Source organism: Paracoccus aminovorans, assembly GCF_900005615.1.
In the GTDB taxonomy this organism is placed as follows: domain Bacteria; phylum Pseudomonadota; class Alphaproteobacteria; order Rhodobacterales; family Rhodobacteraceae; genus Paracoccus; species Paracoccus aminovorans.
Genome location: NZ_LN832562.1, coordinates 192,062 through 216,362 on the forward strand (window position 1 = coordinate 192,062; position 24,301 = coordinate 216,362).

Annotated in this window: 23 protein-coding genes; 17 read left to right on the top strand and 6 right to left on the bottom strand. The window is 68.1% G+C overall.

The genetic code is table 11. The features are described from left to right. Positions 1-7: 7 nt before the first annotated feature. The 9 genes from JCM7685_RS17005 to JCM7685_RS17045 all read left to right on the top strand — a co-directional run bounded on the left by JCM7685_RS17005 (position 8) and on the right by JCM7685_RS17045 (position 9,171). Positions 8-916, top strand: coding sequence for an NAD-dependent epimerase/dehydratase family protein (locus JCM7685_RS17005; protein WP_074967031.1), 909 nt, complete (start codon positions 8-10; stop codon positions 914-916). A gap of 2 nt (positions 917-918) precedes the next feature. Continuing rightward, positions 919-1,524 carry an NAD-dependent dehydratase gene (locus JCM7685_RS17010; protein WP_074967029.1) on the top strand — a complete coding sequence of 202 codons (606 nt, stop codon included), beginning with the start codon at positions 919-921 and terminating at the stop codon, positions 1,522-1,524. Between the two features lie 66 nt (positions 1,525-1,590). After that, entirely contained in the window at positions 1,591-2,778 is a 1,188-nt protein-coding gene (locus tag JCM7685_RS17015) for an oxamate carbamoyltransferase subunit AllG family protein (protein WP_083412651.1), read from the top strand. A 19-nt stretch (positions 2,779-2,797) separates the two neighbouring features. Then, on the top strand, positions 2,798-3,238 hold the full coding sequence (locus JCM7685_RS17020) for a VOC family protein (protein WP_074967024.1): 441 nt from the start codon (positions 2,798-2,800) through the stop codon (positions 3,236-3,238). Positions 3,239-3,297: 59 nt separating this feature from the next. Further along, complete coding sequence (locus JCM7685_RS17025) at positions 3,298-4,569, top strand: amidase (RefSeq protein WP_074967022.1); 1,272 nt, start codon at positions 3,298-3,300, stop codon at positions 4,567-4,569. Positions 4,570-4,615: 46 nt separating this feature from the next. Further along, positions 4,616-5,719: an ABC transporter ATP-binding protein gene (locus JCM7685_RS17030; RefSeq protein ID WP_074967020.1), complete on the top strand. Its 1,104-nt coding sequence runs from the start codon at positions 4,616-4,618 to the stop codon at positions 5,717-5,719. A gap of 89 nt (positions 5,720-5,808) precedes the next feature. Continuing rightward, positions 5,809-6,879: an ABC transporter substrate-binding protein gene (locus JCM7685_RS17035; RefSeq protein WP_074967018.1), complete on the top strand. Its 1,071-nt coding sequence runs from the start codon at positions 5,809-5,811 to the stop codon at positions 6,877-6,879. A gap of 59 nt (positions 6,880-6,938) precedes the next feature. Then, positions 6,939-8,201 carry an ABC transporter permease gene (locus JCM7685_RS17040; RefSeq protein ID WP_074967016.1) on the top strand — a complete coding sequence of 421 codons (1,263 nt, stop codon included), beginning with the start codon at positions 6,939-6,941 and terminating at the stop codon, positions 8,199-8,201. 16 nt (positions 8,202-8,217) lie between these two features. Next, a complete protein-coding gene (locus JCM7685_RS17045; protein WP_074967014.1) occupies positions 8,218-9,171 on the top strand; it encodes an ABC transporter permease in 954 nt (317 codons plus the stop codon). 93 nt (positions 9,172-9,264) lie between these two features. Here JCM7685_RS17045 and JCM7685_RS17050 read toward each other — a convergent pair whose 3' ends face one another. The 4 genes from JCM7685_RS17050 to tsaA are packed head-to-tail and all read right to left on the bottom strand — an operon-like array spanning position 9,265 to position 12,500. Continuing rightward, positions 9,265-10,038, bottom strand: a complete 774-nt coding sequence (locus tag JCM7685_RS17050) for an ABC transporter ATP-binding protein (RefSeq protein WP_074967011.1) — start codon at positions 10,036-10,038, stop codon at positions 9,265-9,267. Beyond that, the gene (locus JCM7685_RS17055; RefSeq protein ID WP_231964750.1) at positions 10,026-11,003 is read right to left on the bottom strand and encodes a FecCD family ABC transporter permease; all 978 of its coding nucleotides are present in this window, start codon (positions 11,001-11,003) and stop codon (positions 10,026-10,028) included. Before JCM7685_RS17055 ends, JCM7685_RS17050 begins: the two co-directional genes overlap by 13 nt. A 7-nt stretch (positions 11,004-11,010) precedes the next feature. Beyond that, a complete protein-coding gene (locus tag JCM7685_RS17060) occupies positions 11,011-12,042 on the bottom strand; it encodes an iron ABC transporter substrate-binding protein (RefSeq protein WP_074967007.1) in 1,032 nt (343 codons plus the stop codon). Next, a complete protein-coding gene (gene tsaA / locus JCM7685_RS17065) occupies positions 12,039-12,500 on the bottom strand; it encodes a tRNA (N6-threonylcarbamoyladenosine(37)-N6)-methyltransferase TrmO (RefSeq protein WP_074967005.1) in 462 nt (153 codons plus the stop codon). Before tsaA ends, JCM7685_RS17060 begins: the two co-directional genes overlap by 4 nt. A 305-nt stretch (positions 12,501-12,805) precedes the next feature. Here tsaA and JCM7685_RS17070 point away from each other — a divergent pair, with 305 nt between their 5' ends. Together JCM7685_RS17070 and JCM7685_RS17075 are read left to right on the top strand one after the other, a co-directional pair. Then, the gene (locus tag JCM7685_RS17070; protein WP_074967074.1) at positions 12,806-14,899 is read left to right on the top strand and encodes a TonB-dependent receptor plug domain-containing protein; all 2,094 of its coding nucleotides are present in this window, start codon (positions 12,806-12,808) and stop codon (positions 14,897-14,899) included. Between the two features lie 284 nt (positions 14,900-15,183). Continuing rightward, positions 15,184-16,398 (top strand): M24 family metallopeptidase, encoded by a 1,215-nt coding sequence (locus JCM7685_RS17075; protein WP_074967003.1) that lies wholly within the window; start codon positions 15,184-15,186, stop codon positions 16,396-16,398. Between the two features lie 53 nt (positions 16,399-16,451). Here the strand turns inward: JCM7685_RS17075 and JCM7685_RS17080 are convergent, their stop codons facing one another. Further along, on the bottom strand, positions 16,452-17,228 hold the full coding sequence (locus JCM7685_RS17080) for a creatininase (protein ID WP_074967001.1): 777 nt from the start codon (positions 17,226-17,228) through the stop codon (positions 16,452-16,454). A 99-nt stretch (positions 17,229-17,327) separates the two neighbouring features. Between JCM7685_RS17080 and JCM7685_RS17085 the strand changes: the two genes are divergently transcribed. From JCM7685_RS17085 to JCM7685_RS17115, 6 genes are all read left to right on the top strand, one after another. Next, positions 17,328-18,221, top strand: a complete 894-nt coding sequence (locus tag JCM7685_RS17085) for a LysR substrate-binding domain-containing protein (RefSeq protein ID WP_074966999.1) — start codon at positions 17,328-17,330, stop codon at positions 18,219-18,221. A gap of 125 nt (positions 18,222-18,346) precedes the next feature. Continuing rightward, positions 18,347-19,480 (top strand): polyamine ABC transporter substrate-binding protein, encoded by a 1,134-nt coding sequence (locus tag JCM7685_RS17090; RefSeq protein WP_074966998.1) that lies wholly within the window; start codon positions 18,347-18,349, stop codon positions 19,478-19,480. Positions 19,481-19,537: 57 nt separating this feature from the next. Then, positions 19,538-20,383, top strand: coding sequence for an ABC transporter permease (locus JCM7685_RS17095; RefSeq protein WP_074966996.1), 846 nt, complete (start codon positions 19,538-19,540; stop codon positions 20,381-20,383). Next, positions 20,380-21,198, top strand: a complete 819-nt coding sequence (locus tag JCM7685_RS17100; protein ID WP_074966994.1) for an ABC transporter permease — start codon at positions 20,380-20,382, stop codon at positions 21,196-21,198. Before JCM7685_RS17095 ends, JCM7685_RS17100 begins: the two co-directional genes overlap by 4 nt. A 5-nt stretch (positions 21,199-21,203) precedes the next feature. Further along, a complete protein-coding gene (locus JCM7685_RS17105; RefSeq protein WP_074966992.1) occupies positions 21,204-22,286 on the top strand; it encodes an ABC transporter ATP-binding protein in 1,083 nt (360 codons plus the stop codon). Between the two features lie 297 nt (positions 22,287-22,583). Next, positions 22,584-22,901, top strand: coding sequence for an H-NS histone family protein (locus JCM7685_RS17115; RefSeq protein WP_074966990.1), 318 nt, complete (start codon positions 22,584-22,586; stop codon positions 22,899-22,901). A 164-nt stretch (positions 22,902-23,065) separates the two neighbouring features. Here the strand turns inward: JCM7685_RS17115 and JCM7685_RS17120 are convergent, their stop codons facing one another. Next, positions 23,066-24,115, bottom strand: coding sequence for a linear amide C-N hydrolase (locus tag JCM7685_RS17120; RefSeq protein WP_074966988.1), 1,050 nt, complete (start codon positions 24,113-24,115; stop codon positions 23,066-23,068). Between the last annotated feature and the right edge of the window lie 186 nt (positions 24,116-24,301).

Genomic DNA, 24,301 nt, shown 5'->3' on the forward strand with positions numbered 1-24,301 from the left:
ACCGCAGATGGAAAGACTGAAGATCGTTGTGACCGGCGGCTCGGGCCGGGTCGGGCGCCATGTCGTCGCAGCCCTGGCCGGCCGCCACCAGGTGGTGAATGCCGATCTGGCCCCCGCCGTTCCCGATGCGCCCGAGGCCGCCGGCGTCGACTACGTTCGCGCCGACGTCATGCAGATGGACGACCTGCGCAAGGCCTTTGCCGGCGCCGACGTGGTCATTCACCTGGCGGGGCTAGACTACGACTGGGGCTGCCCCAGCGAGGCCTATATCAACGTCAACGCCCGTGGCAGCTGGCACGTGCTGCAGATCGCCGAAGAGGCCGGCGTCCGCCGGGTGGTGCTGTGTTCGTCGATCTCGATCTGCGGGTTGCAGGAGATGCGGCCCGATTGGAAGCCGCAGACCCTGCCCGTGGACGAGACGCATGAGAACCGGCCGGTCTATCCCTATGGCGTCAGCAAGCAGCTGGCCGAGGTGATGGGGGAAAGCTTCGCCCGGCGCGGCACCGTCGAGGTGGTCAGCCTGCGGCCGCTGGCGGTGATCCTGCCCGAGACGCTGGGCCAGTATCTGGAATTCGTCGATGCGCCCGACCGGCACTGGCTGTTCTACTACGTCACCGCCGAGGATCTGGCCCAGGCCTTTCGCCTGGCGGCCGAGGTGCCGGGCATCGGCGGCGAAAGCTTCTATATCGGCGCCGACGACAGCTCCCACCCCGCGGCGACGCTGGACTGGGCGGCCGCGCTGCTGGGCGGGCTGCCAAAGGTGGTCGACGCGGCGCATTACCGCGCCAATCCGCGCGCCTCGGTCTTCAGCAATGCCAAGGCCCGGCGGCTGCTGGGCTGGCGCCCTGTCTCGGATTTCGCGCTGCTGCGCCGGCGCCACGCCGAAACCCGGCAAAGCGACATGGAAAGGGCCTGAACATGGATTACGTCAGAAGCGGCAAGGTCGAATGGACGGGGGACAACCCGCCGATCTATCTGAAGACCGATCCGCAGGGGGACTGGTCGACGCTGGCGCTGTTCTTTCGCATCAACGGCTCGGACCTGGGACGCGGCCACATGATCCTGGTGATCGAGGATCCCTATGGCACCGGCGTCGCCGATCCGGTGCGGCTGTGCTGCACCGACAACCCGCCGCTGGCGCGCTGGCTGCTGGACGATTTCGTCCGCAAGTTCGGCCTCTTCCGCCCGGCGGCCGCGGCGCTGGATGCGCTGGACATCGTCGACGGCGCGCGGTTCGGGGTCCAGGCGGATTATCCCCGTCACGTCACCGAACTGGCCGAATTCGACGGTCACCGGGTCGAACTGCGCTGGAACGGCTTGCAGGCGATGTTCGCGGTGGCGCAGCCGCCCGGCGACAGCCAGACCGGCCGGCACGAGATGTTCAGCGTCTTCCAGCCCGCGGCCTCGGCCAGCATCACGCTCGACGGCCGGCAACTGCCCGGCGCCACGGTCGAGCGCGACTTCTTCGACCGCCGCGCCCAGTCCGCGGCCCTGGCGCATAGCGAATCCTGGATCTGCGCCTGACATCCCCATGAACGCCCCGCGGCCGGGTTTCCGGCCGCCCGCCGCCAGAACAGCAAGGGACATCCGATGTCACAGCCAACACCGAACGAACGGGCGTTTCGCCGGATGAACCGGGTCGATCCGGTGTGGAGCGCCATGCGCCCGCTGGGCAGCCTGCCCGGGCTGGATCGCCGCGTCGTGCTGCACGCCGGGCCGGCGCATGGTCCCCTTGCCGACATTCCGGCCGCGGTGTGCAACTCGCTGGTCAATGTCGTGCTGCGCGAGGCCTGGGCGGCGGACGAACCCGCGGCGCTGGACCTGCTGCGGACCGGCGCCGTTGCGGTCGAGCCGGCGCAGGACCATCGGGTCTTCGTGCCGCTGGCCGGGGCTGCGGGACCTTCGACCATGCTCGTCGAGGTCTCGGACCAGGCGGGCGGCGGGGCGGCCTATAGCCCGCTGAACGAGGGCATGCGGCTTTGCACCCGGCTGGGCATCCGGGACCCAGGCCTGGTGGCGCATCTGCGCTGGCTGGATCAGGTGCTGGCCCCCTGGATCGCCGAGCGGCTGGCCCAGGCGCCGCTGCCGCTGTTCGCGGTGCTGCGCGCCGCCATGGCGCGGCAGGACGATTGCCATTCGCGCACCGTCGCCGGATCCGAGCTGCTGGTCGCGGCGCTGCTGCAGCGCCGTCCGGCGGCGCCCGGCGACGCGGCGGTGCTGGACTTTCTGCGCGACGCTCCGGCCTTTGCGCTGAACGTCTGGATGGCGATGTGCGGCCTGATCGCCGCCGCCGCCGAAGGTGTCCCGGGCGCGACCCTTGTCACCCGCGCCGGCGGCAACGGCCGGCGCTTCGGCTTCTGCCTGGCCGGCGAACCGAAACATTGGCATTGCGTGCCGGCAAGCCGGCTGCGCGGCGACGTCGAGCCGCGCTTCGCCGACAGCGCGCCGCTACCGGCCCTGGGCGACAGCGCCATCGTCGACCTGATGGGGCTGGGCGGACAGGCGCTGGCCACCGCGACCCCGGTGCGCGAGGCCATGGCCGCGCATCTGCCCGACGACGTGCTGACCCGCCCCGCCGGGTTTCTGCATGGCGTGCTGGACGGGTTCGCGGCCCCCGCCGCCACCGATGCCGCCAAGGTCCGTGCCGGCGGCAAGGGGCCGGTGATCCTGCTGGGGATGATCGACGCGGACGGCCGGCACGGCCGGGTGGGCGGCGGCTGCGTGGTGACCTCGGCGGCGGAGTTCACGCCCGGCCGGGACGGCGCGCCGGCGGCATGAAGGCAGAGGAGAAGAGCGAATGCGGTATTTGCACACGATGGTCCGGGTCGCGGACCTGGAGACGGCGATGCAGTTCTGGTGCGGCATCCTGGGGCTGCGCGAATTGCGGCGCCGGTCCTCGACCGAGGGACGCTTCACCCTGGTCTATCTGGCCGCGCCCGCGGATCTAGAGGCGGCCCGGCAGAACCATGCGCCGATCCTGGAGCTGACCTGGAACTGGGATCCCGAGACCTATGGCGGCGGTCGCAACTTCGGCCATCTCGCCTTCGAAGTCGAGGACATCTACCAGACCTGCGCCCGCCTCGCCGCCGCCGGGGTGACGATCAACCGTCCGCCCCGCGACGGCTACATGGCCTTCATCCGCTCGCCCGACGGCATCTCGGTCGAGCTTCTGCAAGCCGGCGACCGGCGCCCGCCGCAGGAACCCTGGGCCTCGTTGCCGAACAGCGGCAGCTGGTAGGCGCGGCCCTCCGGGCCACGGCCCAAACCCTTCGACCGGCAGATAGAATGGATCAAAGCATGCAATCGCCCGCCCGCCATATCGAGGACTGCCTTGCGCGCATCGCGCGCCACGAACCCGGCATCCGCGCCTTTGTCGCCCATGATCCGCAGGCGGTGCGCGCGCAGCTGGCGCAGCCGGCGGCACCCGGCGCGCCGCTGGCGGGGATGGCGCTGGGGGTCAAGGACATCATCGACGCGCTGCCCTATCCGACCGCCAGCGGCTCGGTCCTGCACGCCGGGCGGCAGCCGGCCGCCGATGCCGCCGTGGTGGCGCAGCTGCGCGCGGCCGGGGCCGTGGTCATGGGCAAGACGGTCACCACCGAATTCGCATTCTTTTCGCCCGGACCCACCCGCAATCCGCATGACCGCGCCCGAACCCCCGGAGGCTCGTCCAGCGGCTCGGCGGCGGCGGTGGCCTGCGGCTTCGTCGATGCGGCGCTGGGATCGCAGACCGCGGCGTCGATCACCCGGCCGGCGTCCTATTGCGGCGTGGTCGGGTTCAAGCCCAGCCACGGCAGCTATGCCCTGACCGGCATCGGCGGTCTTGCGCCCTCGTTCGACACCCCCGGGGTGCTGGCCCGAGACGTGGCCGGCGCGGCGGCGGTGCATGCCGTGCTGGCGGGTCCCGCGCCGGCGGCGCCGGTCCGGGCGGCGTGCCCGCCGCGGCGCATCGGCCTGTGCCGGACGCCGTGGTGGGACCGGGCAGAGCCCGCGACCCGGCAGGCGATGCACCTGGCGCAAAAGGCGTTCGCGACCGGGGCCGAGGTGATCGACCTGGACCTCGCGGCCTTTGCCGAGGGCGCAGACCTGCAAGCCCGGATCATGGCCTACGAGGCGGCGCAGACCCTGGCGGCCGAGCGGTTGACCCGGCCCGATGGCCTGAGCCCGGTGCTGCGCGACATGCTGCGCGCCGGCGTCGGGATCGACCGGGACCAGCACCGCCGCAACCTTGGCCGGGCGCGGGATCTGCGCCGGCGCGTGGCCGACCTGTTCGGCGGGCTGGACCTGCTGCTGGCCCCGGCCGCACCGGGCGAGGCGCCTCTGGGCCTTGCGGCGACCGGGGACCCGATCTTCAGCCGGCTGTGGAGCCTGCTTCGACTGCCGTCGATCACGCTGCCGGGGCTGACCGGCCCGACGGGCCTGCCGGTCGGCATCCAGCTTCTGGCGGCCATGGACGCGGACGAGGCGCTGCTGGCCCATGCGCTTTGGGCCGAAAGCCTGCTGCCCGCCGCCCGCCGGCCGGACCTGTCCGACGACGCGGCGCGGGACCATGCGGGCCGCGACGGCTGACACGACGAGAACAGACCCGCGCAGACGGGCATCAGGGAGGCAACGAATGCGATCGGCGCTTGAGAACGACGATTACGTCGTCTTTGACCACGTGCAGAAAAGCTATGACGGTCAAACGCTTGTGGTAAAGGATTTGAATCTTTCGATCGGGCGGGGCGAATTCCTGACCATGCTCGGCCCCTCGGGCTCGGGCAAGACGACGTCGCTGATGATGCTGGCGGGGTTCGAGACCGCGACCAGCGGCCGGATCCTGCTGGCAGGCCGCAACATCAACGACGTGCCGCCGCACAAGCGCGGCATCGGCATGGTGTTCCAGAACTACGCCCTGTTTCCGCACATGACCATTGCGGAAAACCTGGCCTTTCCGCTGCAGGTGCGCGGCATGGCCAGGGCCGAGCGCGAGCGGCGCGTGGCCCGCGCGCTGGACATGGTGCAGATGGGACGGTTCGGCAGCCGCCGGCCGGCGCAGCTGTCTGGCGGCCAGCAGCAGCGCATCGCGCTGGCGCGGGCGCTGGTCTTTGATCCGGAGCTGGTGCTGATGGACGAACCGCTGGGCGCGCTCGACAAGCAGCTACGCGAACATATGCAGTTCGAGATCAAGGCGCTGCACGACCGGCTGGGCATCACCGTGGTCTATGTCACCCACGACCAGGGCGAGGCGCTGACCATGTCGGACCGCATCGCCGTCTTCAACGACGGGCGCATCCAGCAGCTGGCGCCGCCCGCCGATCTTTACGAGCGGCCGGAAAACAGCTTCGTCGCCGGCTTCATCGGCGAGAACAACAAGCTGCCCGGCACCGTCGAGGAGATGCAGGGCGGCCGGGCCCGCGTGCGGCTGAGCACCGGCGAGCTGATCGAGGCCACGCCGGCCAATGTCGGCGTCCCGGGGCAGAGGACGCTGATCTCGATCCGGCCCGAGCGGGTCGAGTTCAAGCCCGACCAGATCCCCGCCGGGGCGCTGACGCTGCAGGCCGAGGTGCTGGAGGTCATCTATATGGGCGACATCCTGCGCACCCGGATGCGCGTCGCCGGCCAGGACGATTTCGTGGTGAAGTGCCGCAATACGCTGGATCAGACCCGGCTCGATCCAGGGCAGCGGCTGAGGATCGGCTGGCATCCGCAGGATGCGCGGGCGCTTGACGGGACGTGATGCCCCTCGTCGATCCGGAAGACCCCGACGCCGGGATAAAAATCAAGATAAAACAACAACCAAGACAATCAACAACAGGGAGTCCGACAATGAAGAAGATCCTGCTTTCCGCCGCCCTTGGCTGCTTGGCCGGCGCCGCACAGGCCGATGTCACGGTGATGTCCTGGGGCGGCGCCTACGGCTTTGCCCAGAACGAGGCGCATCTGAAGCCCTTTGCCGAAAAGACCGGCATCCGCACGGTGATGGTCGATACCGACAATGCCGCCGGGCCGATCAAGGCCATGGTGCAGGCCGGGGACGTCACCGTCGATGTGACCTCGCTGGAGCTCTCGGACGCGATCCGGCTGTGCGACGAGGGCATGCTGGAGCCGATCGACCCCGCGATCCTGCCCGCCGGCAGCGACGGCACGCCCGCCGCCGAGGACTTCTTTCATGGCGGCATCACGGATTGCGCCGTCGCCACCGATCTGTGGGCCAATGTCATCGCCTTCGACAGTTCGAAATTCGCCGGTGAGAAACCCTCGGCCGCCGCGGATTTCTTTGACACCGACCGGTTCCCGGGCAAGCGCGGGCTGAAGAAAAGCGCCAAGGCGGTTCTGGAACTGGCGCTGCTGGGCGACGGCGTGCCCGCCGACCAGGTCTATGCGCTGCTGGCCACCCGCGAGGGCCAGGACCGCGCCTTTGCCCGGCTCGACAAGATCAAGCGCGATATCGTCTGGTGGGAGGCGGGCGCCCAGCCGCCGCAACTGCTGGCCGATGGCGAGGTGGCGATGACCACCGCCTATAACGGCCGCATCTTCAACGCCCTGATCGACGAGGGCAAGCCCTTCGAGATCATCTGGGACGGCCAGATCTACGAACTGAACGTCTATGCCATTCCAAAGGGCGCGAAGAACCTGGAGCAGGCACTTGATTTCGTGCGCTTTGCCACCTCGACCGAGGGTCTGGCGCGGCAGGCGGGCTATATCTCCTACGGGCCGGCGCGGCGGTCCTCGAACGCGCTCGACATCATCTACAAGGACGGCCACACCGTCATGCGGCCGAACCTGCCGTCCTCGCCCGAGAACATGGGCAACGCGCTGGAATCGTCGTCGGATTTCTGGGTCGACCGCGATGCCGAGCTGAACGAGCGCTTCAACGCCTGGCTGATGCTGAGCTGAACCGCGGGGCCGGGAAGCGCCGCTTTCCGGCCCGTCCCTCCATTCCGGACGAGATGCCTATGGCCGATATTCTTGCCGCCGACCTTGCCGCCATGCCCCGCTCTGCCCAGGGCGTGCCGCTGAAACAGGCCATCGCGCGGGCGCAGGCGCGTGCCCGCCGCCGCGCCTTCCTGCTGGTGCTGCCGCTGCTGCTGTTCATCCTGATCACCTTCCTGATGCCGATCGGGCAGATGCTGCAACGCTCGGTCTATCACGACGGTTTTTCCAAGGCCGCCGGCCATCTCTCCGTCTGGTTCCAGGCCAATCCGGCCGGAACCGAGCCCGACGAGGCGGCCTTTGCCGCGCTGGCCGCCGATCTGGCGGCGATGAAGCGGAACCGGCTGGCGGGCGAGGCCGGGACCCGGATCAATTACGCGATGCCCGGCACGCGCTCGCTGTTCACCGCCGCCGCGCGCGATGCGGACGCGTTGAAACCGCCCTTCCGGCCGGCGCTGCTGGCCCAGGACGTCAGATGGGGCGATCCGCTGCTATGGATGGCGATGCGCTCGGCGTCCTCGCCCTGGACCGCCGATTTCTATCTGACCGGCTTCGACATGCGCCGCGCCGCCGACGGCGGGGTCGAGCGGGTGGCCGAGTCGAACCGCGTCTATCTGTGGCTGTTCGCCCGGACCTTCATCCTGTCGGCGGTGATCACCGGCCTGTGCCTGATCCTGGCCTTTCCCGTCGCGCATCTGCTGGCGACGCTGCCGATGGCGCGGGCCAACCTGCTGATGATCCTGGTGCTGCTGCCGTTCTGGACCTCGCTTCTGGTGCGCACGACCTCGTGGATCGTGCTGCTGCAGGGGCAGGGGGTGCTGAATTCGCTGCTGGTGGCGCTGGGGATCGTCGACGACGGCGGGCGGCTGGCGCTGATCTACAACCGGACGGGCACGATCATCGTCATGATGCATATCCTGCTGCCCTTCATGATCCTGCCGCTCTATTCGGTCATGCGGGTCATTCCGCCCAGCTATGCCCGGGCCGCGCGGTCGCTGGGCGCCACCTCCTGGACCACCTTCCGCCGCATCTACCTGCCGCAGACGCTGCCCGGCATCGGGGCGGGGGTGCTGCTCGTGTTCATCCTGGCGGTGGGCTATTACATCACCCCCGCGCTGGTCGGCGGCGCCGACGGGCAGCTTTTCTCGAACCAGATCCAGTTCCACATGACCAAATCCAACTGGAGCCAGGCCGCGGCTCTGGCGGCGATGCTGCTGGCGGGCGTGCTGCTGCTCTACTGGCTCTACGACCGGCTCGTCGGCATCGACAAGCTGAAGCTCGGCTGAGAAGGAGAAAACAGCCATGGCCCTGCCGACCTATGCCGATCCGCTGGAGCGCGGCTGGCACTATGCCTATCTGCTGATCTGCGCGCTGGTCTTCGTCTTTCTGATCGCGCCGATCCTGGTGGTGATCCCGCTGTCCTTCAACGCCGAGCCCTATTTCACCTTCACCTCGAAGATGCTGACGCTCGACCCGCAGGGCTACAGTCTGCGCTGGTACGACGAACTGGCGACCAAGGGCATGAGCGGGACGGCCGCCGCCGGCGCCGCTTGGTGGGCGGACCTGTGGCACAATTCGGTCTGGGTGAAGGCGGCCAGGAATTCGATCGTGATCGGCTTCTGGGCGACGATCCTGTCCACGGTGCTGGGCACGCTGGCGGCGCTGGGGCTGACGCGGCCGGAGATGCCCTGCCGCCGGTTGATCATGGCCGTGCTGATCTCGCCCATGATCGTGCCGATCATCATCGTGGCGACGGGGATGTTCTTCTTCTTCTCGAACCCCTGCGGCATCCTGGGCACCACCTGCGGACCGGCAGAGGCGCCCTGGCGGCTGACCTCGACCTATCTCGGGGTGATCCTGGCCCATGCGGTGCTGGGGATCCCCTTCGTCATCATCACGGTGACGGCGACCCTGTCGGGATTCGACCAGTCGCTGAGCCGCGCCGCGGCCAGCCTTGGCGGCAATCCACGGACCACGTTCTTCCGCGTGACCATGCCGCTGATCCTGCCCGGTGTCGTTTCGGGGGCGCTGTTCGCCTTCGTCACCTCATTCGATGAGGTGGTGGCGGTGCTGCTGATCGCGGGGCCGGAGCAGCAAACCATCCCCCGCCAGATGTGGAACGGCATCCGCGAGGCGATCAGCCCGGCCATCCTGGCCATGGCAACCATCCTGGTGCTGGTCTCGATCGGCCTGCTGGCCACCATCGAACTGCTGCGCCGCCGGTCCGAGCGGCTGCGCGGCGTCAGCCCGGGATGACGCATCGCGCCGGTGCGGCCGCGCCGAAAGACGCGTGTTGCCGGTGAAGCGACCCGGAGCGGCCGGATCGGCGCCATGGCCTGCGATGCGCCGTCAATAGAACCGCAGCCGGCCTTCCTGGCCCAACTCGCTGCGGACGGGGATGCCGTAAAGGCGGGTCAGGTTCGCGGCGGTCATCGTCTCGGCGACGGGGCCCGAGGCGATCAGACCCGAGCGGTTCAAGAGCAGCGCCCGGTCCGCGACCGCGGCGGCGTGGTCGGGATCGTGGCTGGACAGCACGACGCCGATGCCGGCCTCGGCAAGGCCGCGGATCGCCTGGCCGACCAGCCGGCGGTTCGCGAAGTCGAGGCTGGCCGTGGGCTCGTCCATCACCACCGCCGCAGCCTCCTGCGCCAGCGCCCGCGCGATCAGCACCAGCTGGCGCTGGCCGCCGGACAGCCGGGTGACCTCGGCGCCGGCGAGGTCGGCGATGCCCAGACGCTCCAGCGCAGCCATCGCCCGCCCGGTCTCGGCCTTGCCGGGACGGGCGAAGGGACCGAGCCCGGCCGCCGCCCCCATCAGCACGATGTCGAGGGCGCTGAAGGCAAAGGGCGTCGTCAGCGCCTGCGGCACATGGGCCAGCCGGGCGGCGATCTGGAGCAGCGACAGCTGCGCCAGCGGCGTGCCGCCCAGCACGATCCGGCCGCGGACCGGCGGGATCAGTCCCAGCAGGGTCCGGAACAGCGTGGTCTTGCCGGCGCCGTTCGGTCCCAGCAGGCAAAGCACGCTGCCCGGGTCGACGCGCAGGTCGATGCCCCGGATCAGCGCCTTGCCGCCATGGCCGACGGCCAGGTCGGTGGCCGCCAGCAGCGGCGTCATTCGCTCCATGCCCTGGCCCCCCGCGCCAGCAGCCAGACGAACACCGGCGCGCCCAGCACGGCGGTCAGGATGCCCAGCGGCACCTCGGTCGGCGCGATGCTGCGGGCGGCGGTATCGACCAGCACCATGAAGCCCGCGCCGATCAGCGCCGCCGCCGGCAGCAGCCGGTCGAAGCGGGGTCCGGCCAGCAGCCGCGCCATATGCGGCACCATCAGCCCGACCCAACCGATCACCCCGGCCATCGCCACTGCCGCGGCCGTCATCAGCGTGGCGCAGGCGACGACCAGCAGCCGCAGGCGGGTGGCGTCGATTCCCATCGACCGGGCTTCGTCGTCGCCCATCGCCAGAAGCCCGATCCGCCAGCGCAGCGCCAAGAGCGGCGCCAGCCCGGCCAGCAGCGCGGGCAGCGCCGCCGCCACGTCGGGACGCTTGACGCCGGCGAGGCTGCCCATCAGCCAGAAGGTGATGGCGGGCAATTGCTGCTCGGGATCCGCAAGCAGCTTCACCAGCGAGATCCCGGCCCCGGCCAGCGCGCCGACGGCGATGCCGCACAGCACCATGACCAGCACCTGGCCGGCGCCGCGCAGCGCCATGGTCAGGATCAGGACCAGGGCCACGGTGGCAAGCCCCGTGCCGAATCCCAGCATCTGGATCGCCATGACCGGCCAGCCCAGCAGGATGCCCAGCACCGCGCCGAAGCCCGCCCCGGCCGAGACCCCCAGGATGTCCGGCGACACCAGCGGGTTGCGGAACACCGTCTGATAGCCCGCCCCCGCCGCTGCCAGCGCCGCCCCGATCACGGCCGTCGCCAGCACCCGGGGCAGGCGGATGTTCCACAAGACCGTCGCCGCCTGAGGGTCCGAGCGGTCCCCGGACAGCACCGCGATCAGCTGGGCGGGCGTGATCGCATAGGGGCCGACCGCGATGCCGATCACCAGCGCGGCGATCAGCCCCAGGGCGAGCCAGCCGTTCAACCGGCGCTCAGTCACCCAGCAGGGCCGTCAGCGCGGCATCGTCCGGGCGCCGGCCATAGAACAGTGCGTAGAACCCGGCGATGTCGGCATGCAGATCGCCGGTCGCGGCCTGGGGGTAAAGCTTGTGCGCAAGCCAGATCACCCCCGCCAGGCGATTGACCGAGGGCGGCGCGTCGATGAAGCCGAAGGGCGAGGCGGGCGCCAGATAGACGCGCCCGTTCGCCACCGCCGGGATGCCCTGCCATTCCGGCATCTTGGCGACGCGGGCGGCGAAATCCGGATCGACGGTGACGATCACGTCGGGCGCCCAGGCCTGGACCTGTTCGGGCGAGACGGCGGCAAGCCCGTCGCCTTCGGTCCGGACGACGTTCTTGGCCCCCACGCGCTCGATGATCTCGGCGTTGATCGAGCCGGGACCGGCGGTCTCGACGCCTTCCGGGCCGCGGGCCAGATAGACCCGGGGACGCGCGCTGTCCGGCACCCGCGCCAGCAGCGCGTCCAGATCCGCCAGCGTGGTTTCGGCATAAGCGGCCAGGACCTCGCCGCGCTCGGGCACCCCGAGCACACCCGCCATCTGCCGGATCGAGCCGGGCATCTGCGCGAAGCGGCCGTCGATCAGCACATAGGGCACGCCGGCCTGATCCTGGATGCGGCCCGCAAGGTCGATATAGGTCGGGTTTACCGTGCCGTAATCGACGATCAGTTCGGGCTTGGCCGAAAGCAGAACCTCCAGGTTCAGGGTGTCGCCGCGGCCGGTCAGCCGCCCCAGTTCGGGAAGCGCCGCGACCTCGGGCCGCAGCCAGGCCAGGTCCGCCGGCTTCGGCGCCCGCACCCAGCCGAGCATCGCTTCGGGCTTGAGCGCGTAAAGCAGCGTGGCGGCCGGAGGACCGGCGGCAAAGACCCGGCCGGGGTCGGCCGGAACCCGGATCTCGCGTCCGGTGGCATCGGTGATCGTGCGGCCGTCCAGGGCCAGGGCGGGCGCGGCCGCGAGAAGGGCCAGAAGGACCCCGGCTAGGGTTCGGCGGGTAAGGTGCATCATCGCGTGTTTCCGAATTCTGCCTTGATGTCGACAAGCGGCGTGCCGTCCAGGCAATCCAGGCCGCGCACGATCAGCACCGGACCCTCGACCGCCAGAAGCCGCACCACCGACGAGGCGACCGGGTTTGGCCGCACCGGAGAGCGCAGCGCAAAGGTCCCCGTGGCGCGGTCGCCGTAGTTCGGGTTCTGCTGCACCAGGTCGCGCCGGGCCCGATCCATCCAGTAGAGCACCTGCACATGGTCGTGCCGCTGGATCCCGGTCAGGCCCGGCGTCCAGGGCTCGAACAGTTCGATCCGGCACTCCGGGCCTTCGACGGGGTCGCCGCGGCGCGGGCATTGACCGCGCTGGGTCCAGGGTGTGCGGATGCGGCCGATGAACCACAACTGGGCATCGAACGCGGCCGGCAGCGGCACGGCCTGCTCATGCGGGCGCAGGGGATCGGATGAAAGATCAGTCATCGGCGCCGCCCGTGACCGCGGCGGGCAAGAGGTTTCCGGCACTGGGTTGCATCGCGGGGTCTTTCTTCGATCGGTTGCGGGTCGGGGGCCTTGGCAGGGTGCCCGGGCATGGTCGTTGTAGATATTGGAACATATCGCCAGCTGCTGGCAAGCGCCCGCGGCAGTTCCGGCCGGCACAAATCGTCGCGGCCGGAAAAGAAGCGCTTTCAGGCGGTTGCCCTTTGTTCTTCCATCCCCGTTCCATTATGTTCGTTAAAACATAACGATTCTCTCTGCGGACAGAGAGGTGATTCAGGAGGGACATGATGCGGGTGACGACAAAGGCGGGATTGCTCTGCGCCACCATATTGGGCTGGGCGGCCGCGCCGGTATCGGCGCAGGAGGCGGCGCCGTCGCAGGTCTTCGTGCTGGGCACGATCACGCTGACGGCGGAAAGCGAGGAAAGCCGGGGCGGGACCACGACCAGCGTATCCTCCGAGGACGTCCTGCGCAGCAACAGGGCCACGCTGGACGATGCGCTGCGGGTCGCCCCGGGGGTGCAGGTCGGCAATACCGGCGGCAGCCGCAACGAGCGGCTGATCTATGTCCGCGGCTTCGACCGCTTCCAGGTGCCGCTGTCGGTCGACGGCATCCGCGTCTATCTGCCCGCCGACAACCGGCTGGATTACGGGCGCTTCCTGACCCCGGACCTAGCCGAGATCCAGGTGCAGAAAGGCTATGTCTCGGTGCTGAGCGGGCCGGGCGGCATGGGGGGCGCGATCAACCTGGTGACCCGCCAGCCGACCAAGCCCTTCGAGGGCGAGGCGCGGCTGGGCGTCGAGGCCGGCAACCGCGGCGACGTGACCGCGCGCAGCGGCTTCCTGTCGCTGGGCATGCGGCAGCAGGACTACTGGCTGCAAGGCAGCTACATGCGGCGGGACAGCGACGGCTTCTATCTGTCGCGGGACTATGAACCGCGCCCGCAGCAGGGTGCGGGCCTGCGCGACAACAGCGACAGCGACGACAGCCGCCTGAACCTGAAGGCCGGCTGGACGCCGAACGCGACGGATGAATATGTCCTCAGCTACACCCGCCAGACCGGCGAGAAGAAGGCGCCCTACAACGTCGACCAGCCGATCCGCGGCATCACCGGCGACCCCGGTCCGGGCCAGAGCTGGCAACGCGACTGGACCTGGCCTGAATGGGATCTGGACAGCCTGGCCTTCTATTCCCACACCGAGCTGGGCGCGGGCTACCTGAAGACGCGCGCCTATTACAACCGTTTCGACAACCTGTTGTCGGCCTGGGACGATTCCAGCCATTCCACCCAGACCGAGCGCCGCGCCTTCGACAGCCGCTACAAGGACCGGGCCTGGGGGCTCAGCCTCGAGGCCGGGGCCGACCTGGGCGCGGCGAACACCCTGCGCGGCGCGCTGCATTACCGCCGCGACAAGCACCAGTCGATCCAATATGCCCGGCCGGGCTTGGGCGGCGGCGCCGACCCGACCGAGGTGAGCGAAGAGGAAACCCTGTCGCTGGCGCTGGAAAACACCTGGCAAGCGCGCGAAGACCTGAGCGTGATCGCCGGGATCAGCTACGACCGCGCCGAGGTGCTGGAGGCCGACCGCACCGCCGAAGACGCCGGCCTGCCGACCGGATCGACCGATGCGGTGAACTGGCAGCTGGCCGCGATCTGGCAGCCGGCCGCCGGCGGCGAATTCCACGCCAGCCTGTCCTCGCGCACCCGCTTCCCGACGCTGTTCGACCGCTACAGCACGCGGTTCGGCTCGGCCGTGCCCAATCCCGACCTGAAGTCCGAGCGCGCGCTGAATGCCGAACTGGGCTATGGCGGCGACCTGGGTCCGGCGCGGATCGAGACGGCGCTGTTCTACAGCAAGGTCAAGGACATGATCCAGTCGGTGCCGACCGGCGAATTGAACGGCGAGGGCGAGGCCCTGTCGCAAAGCCGCAATGTCGGCGACGGCACCTACAAGGGCTTCGAGATCGCGGCGAGCTGGGACATCGGCGACCGGCTGGGGCTGGTGGCGAATTATACCTTCCTGGACCGCGACATTTCCGACCCGATCCGCGCCGACTACCGCCCGACCAACACGCCGCGCCACAACGCCTATCTGCGGCTCGACTGGCGGGCGCTGGACAATCTGACCATCTCACCCTCGGTCGAGGTGTCCAGTTCCCGGCTGTCGGAAAGCGCGATCCAGCCCGAGGATCCGGACCAGATCGCCTATAGCCGCATGGGCGGCTTCGGGCTGGCCAACCTGGACGCCGAATGGCAGGCGACCGACCAGGCCAGCGTGGTGTTCGGCATCCGCAACATCTTCGACCGGAACTACCAGCTGGTCGAAGGCTATCCCGAGCCGGGACGGTCGTTCTTCCTGACCACGCGCATGACCTTCTGAGACCTGCCGGCCGGCCGGGGCGTCGACCCCGGCCGGCCATGCCGCCGCGGGCCCCCGGCCCGCGACCTGCATCCGCCTTTCCCGAGGGGCGCGCCGAGGCCTTCCCATCCCCACAGCGCGATATTTCGCCCGGCCGGCGACGCCGCCCGGGCGCAAAGCGCGTGTGCCGCAGGCGTCCTTCGGCGCGGCGCGGCGTCCAAATCCTGGGATTGTAAAAACAAATTTTAGTCCGGACCGGCCGCCGGATAGCCTTGCCGTCAGGAGACAGACGGAGGACGGATCTCATGACCGACGACATGCTTCATGTCATGGAATGGCACAATGGCGACAAGGATTATTCCCCCTTCTCGGACGCCGAGATGCGGCGGCGCCAGGACGACGTGCGTCACTGGATGGCCGAGAACAGCGTCGATGCGGCGCTGTTCACCTCGTATCATTGCATCAATTATTATTCGGGCTGGCTCTACTGCTATTTCGGGCGCAAATACGGCATGGTCGTCACCCAGGACGCCGCCACCACGATCAGCGCCGGCATCGACGGCGGCCAGCCCTGGCGCCGCAGCTTCGGCGACAACATCACCTATACCGACTGGCGCCGCGACAATTTCTATCGCGCGGTGCGGCAGCTGACCCCCGGCGTCAAGCGGCTTGGGATCGAGTTCGACCACGTCAACCTGGATTTCCGCCGCCAGCTGGAAGCGGCGCTGCCGGGGGTGGAATTCGTCGATGTCGGCCAGCCGTCGATGTGGATGCGCTCGATCAAGTCGGCCGAGGAGCACAAGCTGATCCGCGAGGGCGCGCGCATCTGCGACGTCGGCGGCGCGGCGGTGGCGGCGGCGGTCAAGGCCGGCGTGCCCGAGCATGAGGTCGCCATCGCCTCGACCAACGCCATGATCCGCGAGATCGCGAATTCGTTTCCCTTCGTCGAGCTGATGGACACCTGGACCTGGTTCCAGTCCGGCATCAACACCGACGGCGCGCACAACCCGGTCACCAACAAGAAGATCAAACCGGGCGAGATCCTGTCGCTGAACTGCTTCCCGATGATCTTCGGCTATTACACCGCGCTGGAGCGCACGATGTTCTGCGATCATGTGGACGATGCCAGCCTGGACATCTGGGAAAAGAACGTGGCCGTGCACCGGCGCGGGCTGGACCTGATCAAGCCCGGCGCGAAATGCAACGAGATCGCGCTGGAACTGAATAACATGTACCGGCAATGGGACCTGCTGAAATACCGCAGCTTCGGCTACGGCCACAGCTTCGGCGTGCTCTGCCATTATTACGGCCGCGAGGCAGGGGTGGAACTGCGCGAGGACATCGAGACCGAATTGAAGCCCGGCATGGTCGTCAGCATGGAGCCAATGGTGATGCTGCCCGAGGGCACCCCCGGCGCCGGCGGCTATCGCGAGCACGACATCCTGATCGTGACCGAGGACGGGGCCGAGAACATCACCGGCTTCCCCTTCGGACCCGAGCACAACGTCATCCGCAATTGACCCCGATCAGCAAGGAAGAACGGGCCCGCGACCACGGGCCCGTTTCGCGTCGTTCAGCCGAACTCGGCGCGCAGCGCCTCGACGATGCCGCGGGTGCAGACATCCAGCAGCAGTTCGCCCTTTTCGGCCGAGGCCTGTTTCGGCGAGGACAGCGTGCCCGATTCGGGCGTCCATTCCGGCTTGACCGGATAGACGTCATAGGGCGGGAAGCTGGCCGGCGCGACATCCACCGCCCGCGACAGGTCCACGAAATGCGGATAGAGTGCCAGCATCAGCGAGGTTTCCAGCACGCCGCCATGTTCCAGGTCCCAGCCGGGAAAGCCGTCGGGATAGAGGCGCGCGATATCCGCCTCGCCGACGAAATCCCAATAGGACAGCACCACGATCTTCATGTCGGCGATGCCGTCCCAGCGCAGTTCCCGCAGGGCCAGGTCGATGCCCTCGATGATGAACCAGGAGTTCTCGTAATGCCCGTTGACCAGACAGATCCGCCGGGCGCCGTGGCGGGCGAATTCCTTGATCACGTCGCGCAGCGCCGCGACCAGCGTGGCGCCGTCCAGGCTGGTGGTGCCGGGCAGGTGGTTGCCGCCGCCCGATTTCTGATGCGACTTGTAGCCATAGGTGAAGGGCGGCGCGACCAGCCCGCCGGTCTGCAAGGCGGCGCGGCGGGCGAACTCGGTCGGCAGCAGCACGTCGACATGCAGCGGCATGTGATGGCCGTGCTGCTCCATCGAGCCGATGGGAATCAGGATCGGCGTGGCGCCGTCCTTCACCGCGGCATGATAGTCGGGCCAGGCAAGCTCCGAAGCAAAGGCGGTTTTTTCCGGCATGATGCACCTTTCTGGTCAAGGGGGATGCCGGAATTAGAGTTGTGCGTTGAATATAAAGGAAATATATAGTCGCAATCCTTGGATTGCAGGGGTAAATCCATGGCCGGAATCACCAACCTTCCCACCGATCTGTTGCGCAGCTTCATCGCCGTCGTCGAACTGGGCGGGCATTCGCGCGCCGGTGCCGCGCTGGGGCGCAGCCAGCCCGCGATCTCGCTGCAGATCCGCCGGCTCGAAGAGCTCGTGCGCGCGCCGCTGCTGACGCAGGAGGGGCGTACGATCCTGCCCACCCCTGCCGGCGAGGCGCTGCTGAGCTATGCGCGCGAGATGATGCGCATCAACGACGAGGCGGTCGGCTATTTCCACCGCTCGGACAAGACCGGCGTGCTGCGCATCGGCCTGCCCACGGATTACGCGGTGGCCTTTCTGCAAGGCACGCTGACCCGCTATATCCGCGACCATGCCGAGGTCGAGCTGGAGGTGCATTGCGACCTGTCGCGCGAATTGCACCAGCATCTGCGCTCGGACGACCTGGACATCATCGTGGCGGTGATGCCGACGGCGCGGATGCCCTATCTGTCGCGGATGTGGAGCGAACAGCCGATCTGGGCCGCGGCCGAGGATTTCCGGCCCGAGGCCCACAAGCCGGTGCCGCTGGGCGCCCATCCCGAGGGCTGCGACTATCGCGCCCGCATGATCCAGGCCCTGGACGCCATCGAGCGGCGCTGGCGCATCGTCTATACCGGGCCGGGCATCTCGGGGCTGCAGAATGCCGTCGGCAACGGGCTTTGCGTCACCGCGCTGACCCGCGCCACCATGCTGCCCGGGATGCGGACCCTGACCGAGGCCGAGGGTTTTCCGGCGCTGGAGCCGTTGCGAGTCGGGCTGTTCTACAAGCATCCGCGCATGTCGGCCGCCGGGCTGCAGCTGGTCAGCGACCTGGTGGCAGATCTGGACAGCGTCGGTTCGGGTATCCAGGCGGTTTCGGCGTGAATCTCCGGGCACATAACGCGCGCAAATGTGACGATTGGAAGAACCGATTTTGCATGACCCGTCCCTTCTCCTAGCCTGATACCAGCCAATAACCAATAAGCAGAACAATCAGACAGGGTGATGAGATGACACAGGAAGAACGGGGCGCCCGTCCCGGCTTTTCGCGCCGTGCGGTGCTGTCGCTGGGCGCGGCGGCTCTGGCCACGCCGATGCTGTCGCGCCGCGCCTTTGCGGCCCCGACGCAACTGACCATGCTGGCCTGGTACGGCCATGCCGAGCCCGACATCGTCGCCGAGTTCGAGGCCGAGAACAACGTCAAGTTCGTGCCGAAATACTATACCGGCGGCGACAACATGCTGGGGCTGATCTCGCAAAGCCCGCCCGGCACCTTCGACGTGATCCTGTCGGATGCCGAATATGTCCAGCAGCTGAACGCGGCCGGCTATATCGAGGCGCTGGACCCGGCCGACTATCCCTTCGACGAGTTCTTCCCCGAATTCCAGCATTTCCCCGGCCATTGGAACGGCAATACGCTGTATTCCGTCATCACCCGCTTCGGCTTCCTGGGCGTGGCCTACAACACCGATGCGCTGACTGAGGCGCAGGCCTCGACCTATGACGTGTTCTGGGACCCGGCGCTGAAGGGCAAGGTCGGGCATTTCGACTGGCACCTGCCGAACCTGGGGCAGATGAGCCTTTTGAACGGCAATGCCAGCCCCTATGACATCGACGAAACGGCCTGGAAGGCGGTCAAGGACAAGACCATGACCCTGCGCCCGCAAATCGGCGGCTTCTTCGACTACGGCGGCACCTTCTCGTCCTTAAACAACGGCCAGATGCTGGCCTTCGCCGGGATCGGCGACTGGATCACCGGCACGCTGGAAAAGAACGGCGCCAAGGTCCGCTCGGTGATCCCGGAACAGGGCGGGTTGCAGTTCACCGAAAGCTTTTCGATCGGCAAGGGATCAAGCAAGGCCGAGCTGGCCAGGAAATGGATCCAGTACATCACCTCGGCCAAGGGGCAGGCGAAATCGGCGCAGATGGCGGCCTATCCCTGCCTGATCCCGAACGAGAAGGGCTGGCAGGTGCTGAACCAGGAAAACCCTGCCGAGGCCAGGCGCCAAGGCATGGTCCTGGGCGAAAGCAACGTCATGGACCTGATCCGGTCGGGCCGCATCAAGTATCGCCAGCTGCCGGTGCAGCAGCCGCTGGAGGACTGGAACGACTTCTGGTCCGACTACAAGAGCGCCCGAACCTGAGCCCGGCGCGGCCGGTTCCGGCCGGTCGCGCCGCCCGTTCCCTGCCGGAGCCCGCCCATGCGCCGCCATGTCTCGCTTTACGGACTGACCTTCTCGCTGCCGCTGCTGATCTGGCAGCTGCTTTTCTTCGTCTTCCCGCTGGTCTTCCTGATCGCCCTCAGCTTCTGGACCGTCCGCAACTTCCGGCTGGAAGCCGGTTTCGACACCGTGAACTGGGTGACCATGTTCGGCCGCCCGGTGTTCTGGCAGGCCTATGGCACCACGCTGGCGATGGCCGCCGCGGCCGCCGCCCTGACCAGCGCGCTGGCATTCCCCTGCGCCTATGCCATCGCCTTCAAGCTGTCGCCCAAGGCGCAGCGATGGGCGGTGTTCCTGATGGTGATCCCCTTCTTCACCAGCTATCTGGTGCGGGTCTATTCCTGGCAGGTGTTCCTGTCGGATGTCGGCATCATCAACGTCATGCTGGGCTGGATCGGGCTGGGTCCCTTCCGGCTCTTGAACACCATCGGCGCGACCATGCTGGGCTACATGACGCTCAGCTTTCCGCTGGTGGTGCTGTTGCAGCTCTTCAGCCTGGTCTTCATCGACCGCACGCTGATCGAGGCCGCGCACAACATGCGCTGCGGAAGGCTGCGCACGGTCTTTGCCGTGGTGATCCCCTCGGCCCGGGTCGGGCTGGTGATCGCGGCGCTGTTCAGCTTCATCCTGTGCTTCGGCGATTTCGTCAGCCCGATCTATCTGGGCGGAGGCGACCCGACCACGCTGTCGATCCTGATCACCGACACCACCAAATCCGGCCAGCAATGGCCCCGGGCGGCGGTGATTGCGCTGACGATGATCGCGACCCTACTGGTCGTGGCCTTCCTGGCCGTCCGCTTCGCCTACAAGGGACGCGCGAAATGAACGAACGGAACGAATTGAACCGCAATCCGCTGATCGAGGCCGGGCTGAAATTCTATGTCCTGCTGGCCTATCTCTTCGTCTTCGCGCCGATCTTGGCCAGCTTCGTCTTTTCGTTCAACTCGGACCGGTTCCCGTCGATCCCGCTGGGGCATTTCTCGACCGAGTGGTATCGCGCCGTCGCCTCGGACCCGCTGGTCTGGGAGGGTTTGCGCAACACGCTGGGGATCGGCCTGGCGGTGGGGGTGATCTCGACCGCGCTGGGGTTCGGGGCGGCTTATACCGACTATCGCTACCACTTCTTCGGCAAGCAGGTCTATCTGGCGCTGGCGCTGCTGCCGCCGACCATCCCGGTGGTGATCATGGGGCTGGCGATGCTGGCCTATCTGTCGCGCATCGACCTGTCGGGCAATGCGCTGTCGGTGATCATCGCCCATGTGGTGATCTGTTCGCCCTTCGCCATGGCGGTGATCAGGCTGCGGCTGTCGCAGATGGACCCCTCGCTTGAACCGGCGGCCTGGAACCTCGGCGCCTCGGAATGGGCGACGATGCGCCATGTCATCGTCCCCTTCACCCGGCCGGCGATCCTGGGCGCGCTTTTCGTCACCATGGCGGTGTCCTTCGACGAATTCGCCATCGCCTGGTTCGTCTCGGGCCTGAACGAGACGCTGCCGGTCAAGGTGCTGGGCTTCCTGCAAGGCCAGGTCAGCCCGCGCATCAACGCCATCGGCACCTTCGTCTTCGTCACCTCGATGACCCTGGTGATCCTGGCGCAACTGCTGCTGTCGGGGCGCGGCCCCGCAACCGACAAGGAATGAATCCGATGCAAGAACCCCTGGTTTCCTTCGAGGGCGTCGCCAAGCGTTTCGGCAGCTATACCGCCGTGCAAAAGATGGACCTGCAGATCCACAAGGGCGAGTTCCTGGCCATCATGGGCTCGTCCGGCTGCGGCAAGACCACGACGCTGCGGATGCTGGCCGGGCTGGAGGCCCCCAGCGAGGGCGTGATCCGCCTGGCGGGCAAGCCGATCAACGACCTGCCGACCTGGAGCCGGGACACGCCGATGGTCTGGCAGAGCCTGGCGCTGTTTCCCTTCCTGAACGTCGTCGAGAATGTCGAGTTCGCGCTGAAGATGCGGGGCGTCAGCCGGGCCGAGCGCCAGCGGCGGGCCGAGCAATGGCTGGAGCGGATGCAGATCGCCGAATTCGCCGGCCGCAACATCAGCCAGCTGTCCGGCGGCCAGCGCCAGCGCGTCGCCCTTGCCCGCTCGCTGGTGGTCGAGCCCGAGATCCTGCTGCTGGACGAGCCGCTGTCGGCGCTGGACGCGGCGCTGAAGGTGCGGATGCAATCGGTGCTCAAGAACCTGCAACGCGAAACCGGCATCACCTTCGTCTATGTCACCCACAGCCAGTCCGAGGCCTTCTCGATGGCCGACCGCGTCGTCATCATGAGCCGCGGCAAGATCGAGCAGATCGGCACGCCGCAGGAAATCTATCGCACGCCGCGCACGCGCTTCGTCGCGGACTTCCTGGGCTCGTCGAACATCTTCCCCGGCCAGCTGAAGCGGGATCCTCACGGTCGCCCGGCCATCGCCACCGCCAGCGGCGATTTCGTCCTGCCCCCGGACCAGCATGCGGCGGTGGGCCAAGCGGCCAGCCTGACCGTGCTGGACACCAGGATGCAGATCCACCTGCAGCCGCCGCAGGACGCGCCGAACACGGTCGAGGCGCGCATGATCGGCGAGGAATTCGTCGGCGCCACCGCGACCATCTATTTCGAATCCGGCGAGGGGCAGGAGATCCGGGTGCAGAAATCGCATGAGGACCTGACCCACCTTCCGCTGGCGGTGGGGCGGTCGTTCCACCTGTCCTGGTCGCCCGCGGACGGGCATCTCGTGATGGAATAGACCGGATGCGCGCCTCTCTCGCTGTGCCCGACCGGCCGGAGCATCGTCAGGCCGCCGCCTATGGCCTGTTCTATGTCGGACGGCTTTGTGCCTTCGCGCTTGCCGAAGGGTCGGAAAGACGCGCGCCCGAACGTGCCTGCCGCGTGGCAACGCCGCCGGGCGGGAACCCGTCCGGGCTGTTCGGCTGGCTCAGGCGGCTGCGGCATGGCCTGCCTTCGCGGAGCACCGACCAAGAGAACGGAATTGCCGTTCGACATCCGCTGAACTAGACCTGCGGCATAACGACAGGGGACGTCCATGACCGATTTCGACCTGAAGACCTTGCCGCTGGCCGAGCTGAAGCAGCTGCAGAAGAACGTGGAGAAGGCGATCGCCTCGTTCGAGGCCCGCCGCAAAGCCGAGGCGCGTGCCGCGGCGGAAGCGGCGGCGAACCAGCACGGCTTCTCGCTGAGCGATCTCGCAGAAGCGGCCTCGGCGCAGAAACCTGCGGCTTCGGCGCCGAAATACCGCCATCCGGAAAACCCGGAGATCACTTGGAGCGGCCGCGGCCGCAAGCCCAAATGGATCGCCGAGGCGTTGGAGGCCGGGAAATCGCTCGCGGATTTCGCCGTCTGATCGATTGAAGGGCAGGGCGCCTGCCCGCCAGGGTCGGGAACGCACGGGCCGTTCCCAAAACGGAACCAGAGCCCGTCCCGCCGATCACGGCCTTGCCTCGTGGCATTCCGCGTGGGCAAGGCCGCGTTTGCCGGCACAGGCCGCGGTCCTGCGCGTTCGGCGGATCAGTCGGCCGGCTCGAACGCGAAGGGGTCCGCCGCCACGAAGGCTGCCGAGACTTCGCCGGACTGGATCCGCTCCATGTCCATGCCGAGATCCAGCTTGCGCACGCCGCTGCCCTCGGCAAAGTCGAGCTTTCCCAGGTCCACGCTGAATACATTGGGCGAGATCGCGGATTCGACATGGAACAGCCGGTCCTTGTGGTCCGCCACCACGCGCCAGCGCGTCGTGGACAGGTTCGGCGCGTCGGGAATGCTGACGCCATAGGGCACCGAGGCGTTGCGCACCACGCTGAACACCGCGGCGGCGGCGGTGCGCGGATCGTCCGACTGCACCACCATGTCGACGAAGGTGCCGGCGCGCACGAAGCGGTCGGCGGCGCGGCTGGTGCCGGGCATCGCCTCGCGCGGGTTCACGCCCTTCCAATAGGCGGCGATGGCAAGCTGTTCGTCATAGGGCGGGTCGTTGGTCATCACCCGATAGCCGCGGCCATGGTGGATGACCAGCTTGCCTGCCAGCCATTCCAGGATGGCGCTGTCGCCCGTGGCGTCGGACAGCGACAGATGCACCGTGGTCAGCTTGCCGGGCTGGACCGGCACGTCCTTGGTCACCACGTCGAGCGGGTTCTCGTTCAGCCAGGCCACGGCCTCTTCGACCGTGGCGAAACGGTCGAGAAAGAACTGCGCCCAAAGCGACAGCGACATCCGCGGCGTCCGGCCGTCGTCCTGGGGATATTGCGAATCCGCCAGCCACAGCATGTTGGCGACCAGCCCCTGTTCGTTCATGCCGTCCACGGTGGCGATGTCGTAACCGCTGACGATCATGCTGCCGTATTTCGAGGTCCATTCCAGCGAGCGCGGCCCCGCCGCCCCGTCGCGGGTCATGCCGCGCGGGAACACCCAGAGGTTGCTGACCATCGGCATCGACCAGTCCATCGAGCGGCCGGTCAGCACCCGCCCCTCGGGGCCCAGGTAGACGACGCGGGTGCAGGCCTCGGCGGCCGGAGCGGCCAGGGCCGCGGCCAAGGCGACGGAAAGGGTGAATTTGCGAAACATCGGCCTTCTCCTTGGAACCGCCCGGTCGCACCGGAAGGCGGAGCCGCGATCCGAGGCGCCGCCGATGGCAAGCAGTCTGTACGGCCACGGCGACTTGTCAATCCCGCCGCATCTGCAAGGGCGTGGTACGGACCGCGGCCGGCAGGGAACAAGCGCGGCCCGCACCACAGGCGGGCCGTATCCGGC

Coding starts and splice junctions, on each gene's coding strand:
- JCM7685_RS17005 (WP_074967031.1), top strand. CDS start 8: ATGGAAAGACTGAAGATCGTTGTGACCGGCGGCTCGGGCCGGGTCGGG.
- JCM7685_RS17010 (WP_074967029.1), top strand. CDS start 919: ATGGATTACGTCAGAAGCGGCAAGGTCGAATGGACGGGGGACAACCCG.
- JCM7685_RS17015 (WP_083412651.1), top strand. CDS start 1,591: ATGTCACAGCCAACACCGAACGAACGGGCGTTTCGCCGGATGAACCGG.
- JCM7685_RS17020 (WP_074967024.1), top strand. CDS start 2,798: ATGCGGTATTTGCACACGATGGTCCGGGTCGCGGACCTGGAGACGGCG.
- JCM7685_RS17025 (WP_074967022.1), top strand. CDS start 3,298: ATGCAATCGCCCGCCCGCCATATCGAGGACTGCCTTGCGCGCATCGCG.
- JCM7685_RS17030 (WP_074967020.1), top strand. CDS start 4,616: ATGCGATCGGCGCTTGAGAACGACGATTACGTCGTCTTTGACCACGTG.
- JCM7685_RS17035 (WP_074967018.1), top strand. CDS start 5,809: ATGAAGAAGATCCTGCTTTCCGCCGCCCTTGGCTGCTTGGCCGGCGCC.
- JCM7685_RS17040 (WP_074967016.1), top strand. CDS start 6,939: ATGGCCGATATTCTTGCCGCCGACCTTGCCGCCATGCCCCGCTCTGCC.
- JCM7685_RS17045 (WP_074967014.1), top strand. CDS start 8,218: ATGGCCCTGCCGACCTATGCCGATCCGCTGGAGCGCGGCTGGCACTAT.
- JCM7685_RS17050 (WP_074967011.1), bottom strand. CDS start 10,038: ATGGAGCGAATGACGCCGCTGCTGGCGGCCACCGACCTGGCCGTCGGC.
- JCM7685_RS17060 (WP_074967007.1), bottom strand. CDS start 12,042: ATGATGCACCTTACCCGCCGAACCCTAGCCGGGGTCCTTCTGGCCCTT.
- tsaA (WP_074967005.1), bottom strand. CDS start 12,500: ATGACTGATCTTTCATCCGATCCCCTGCGCCCGCATGAGCAGGCCGTG.
- JCM7685_RS17070 (WP_074967074.1), top strand. CDS start 12,806: ATGCGGGTGACGACAAAGGCGGGATTGCTCTGCGCCACCATATTGGGC.
- JCM7685_RS17075 (WP_074967003.1), top strand. CDS start 15,184: ATGACCGACGACATGCTTCATGTCATGGAATGGCACAATGGCGACAAG.
- JCM7685_RS17080 (WP_074967001.1), bottom strand. CDS start 17,228: ATGCCGGAAAAAACCGCCTTTGCTTCGGAGCTTGCCTGGCCCGACTAT.
- JCM7685_RS17085 (WP_074966999.1), top strand. CDS start 17,328: ATGGCCGGAATCACCAACCTTCCCACCGATCTGTTGCGCAGCTTCATC.
- JCM7685_RS17090 (WP_074966998.1), top strand. CDS start 18,347: ATGACACAGGAAGAACGGGGCGCCCGTCCCGGCTTTTCGCGCCGTGCG.
- JCM7685_RS17095 (WP_074966996.1), top strand. CDS start 19,538: ATGCGCCGCCATGTCTCGCTTTACGGACTGACCTTCTCGCTGCCGCTG.
- JCM7685_RS17100 (WP_074966994.1), top strand. CDS start 20,380: ATGAACGAACGGAACGAATTGAACCGCAATCCGCTGATCGAGGCCGGG.
- JCM7685_RS17105 (WP_074966992.1), top strand. CDS start 21,204: ATGCAAGAACCCCTGGTTTCCTTCGAGGGCGTCGCCAAGCGTTTCGGC.
- JCM7685_RS17115 (WP_074966990.1), top strand. CDS start 22,584: ATGACCGATTTCGACCTGAAGACCTTGCCGCTGGCCGAGCTGAAGCAG.
- JCM7685_RS17120 (WP_074966988.1), bottom strand. CDS start 24,115: ATGTTTCGCAAATTCACCCTTTCCGTCGCCTTGGCCGCGGCCCTGGCC.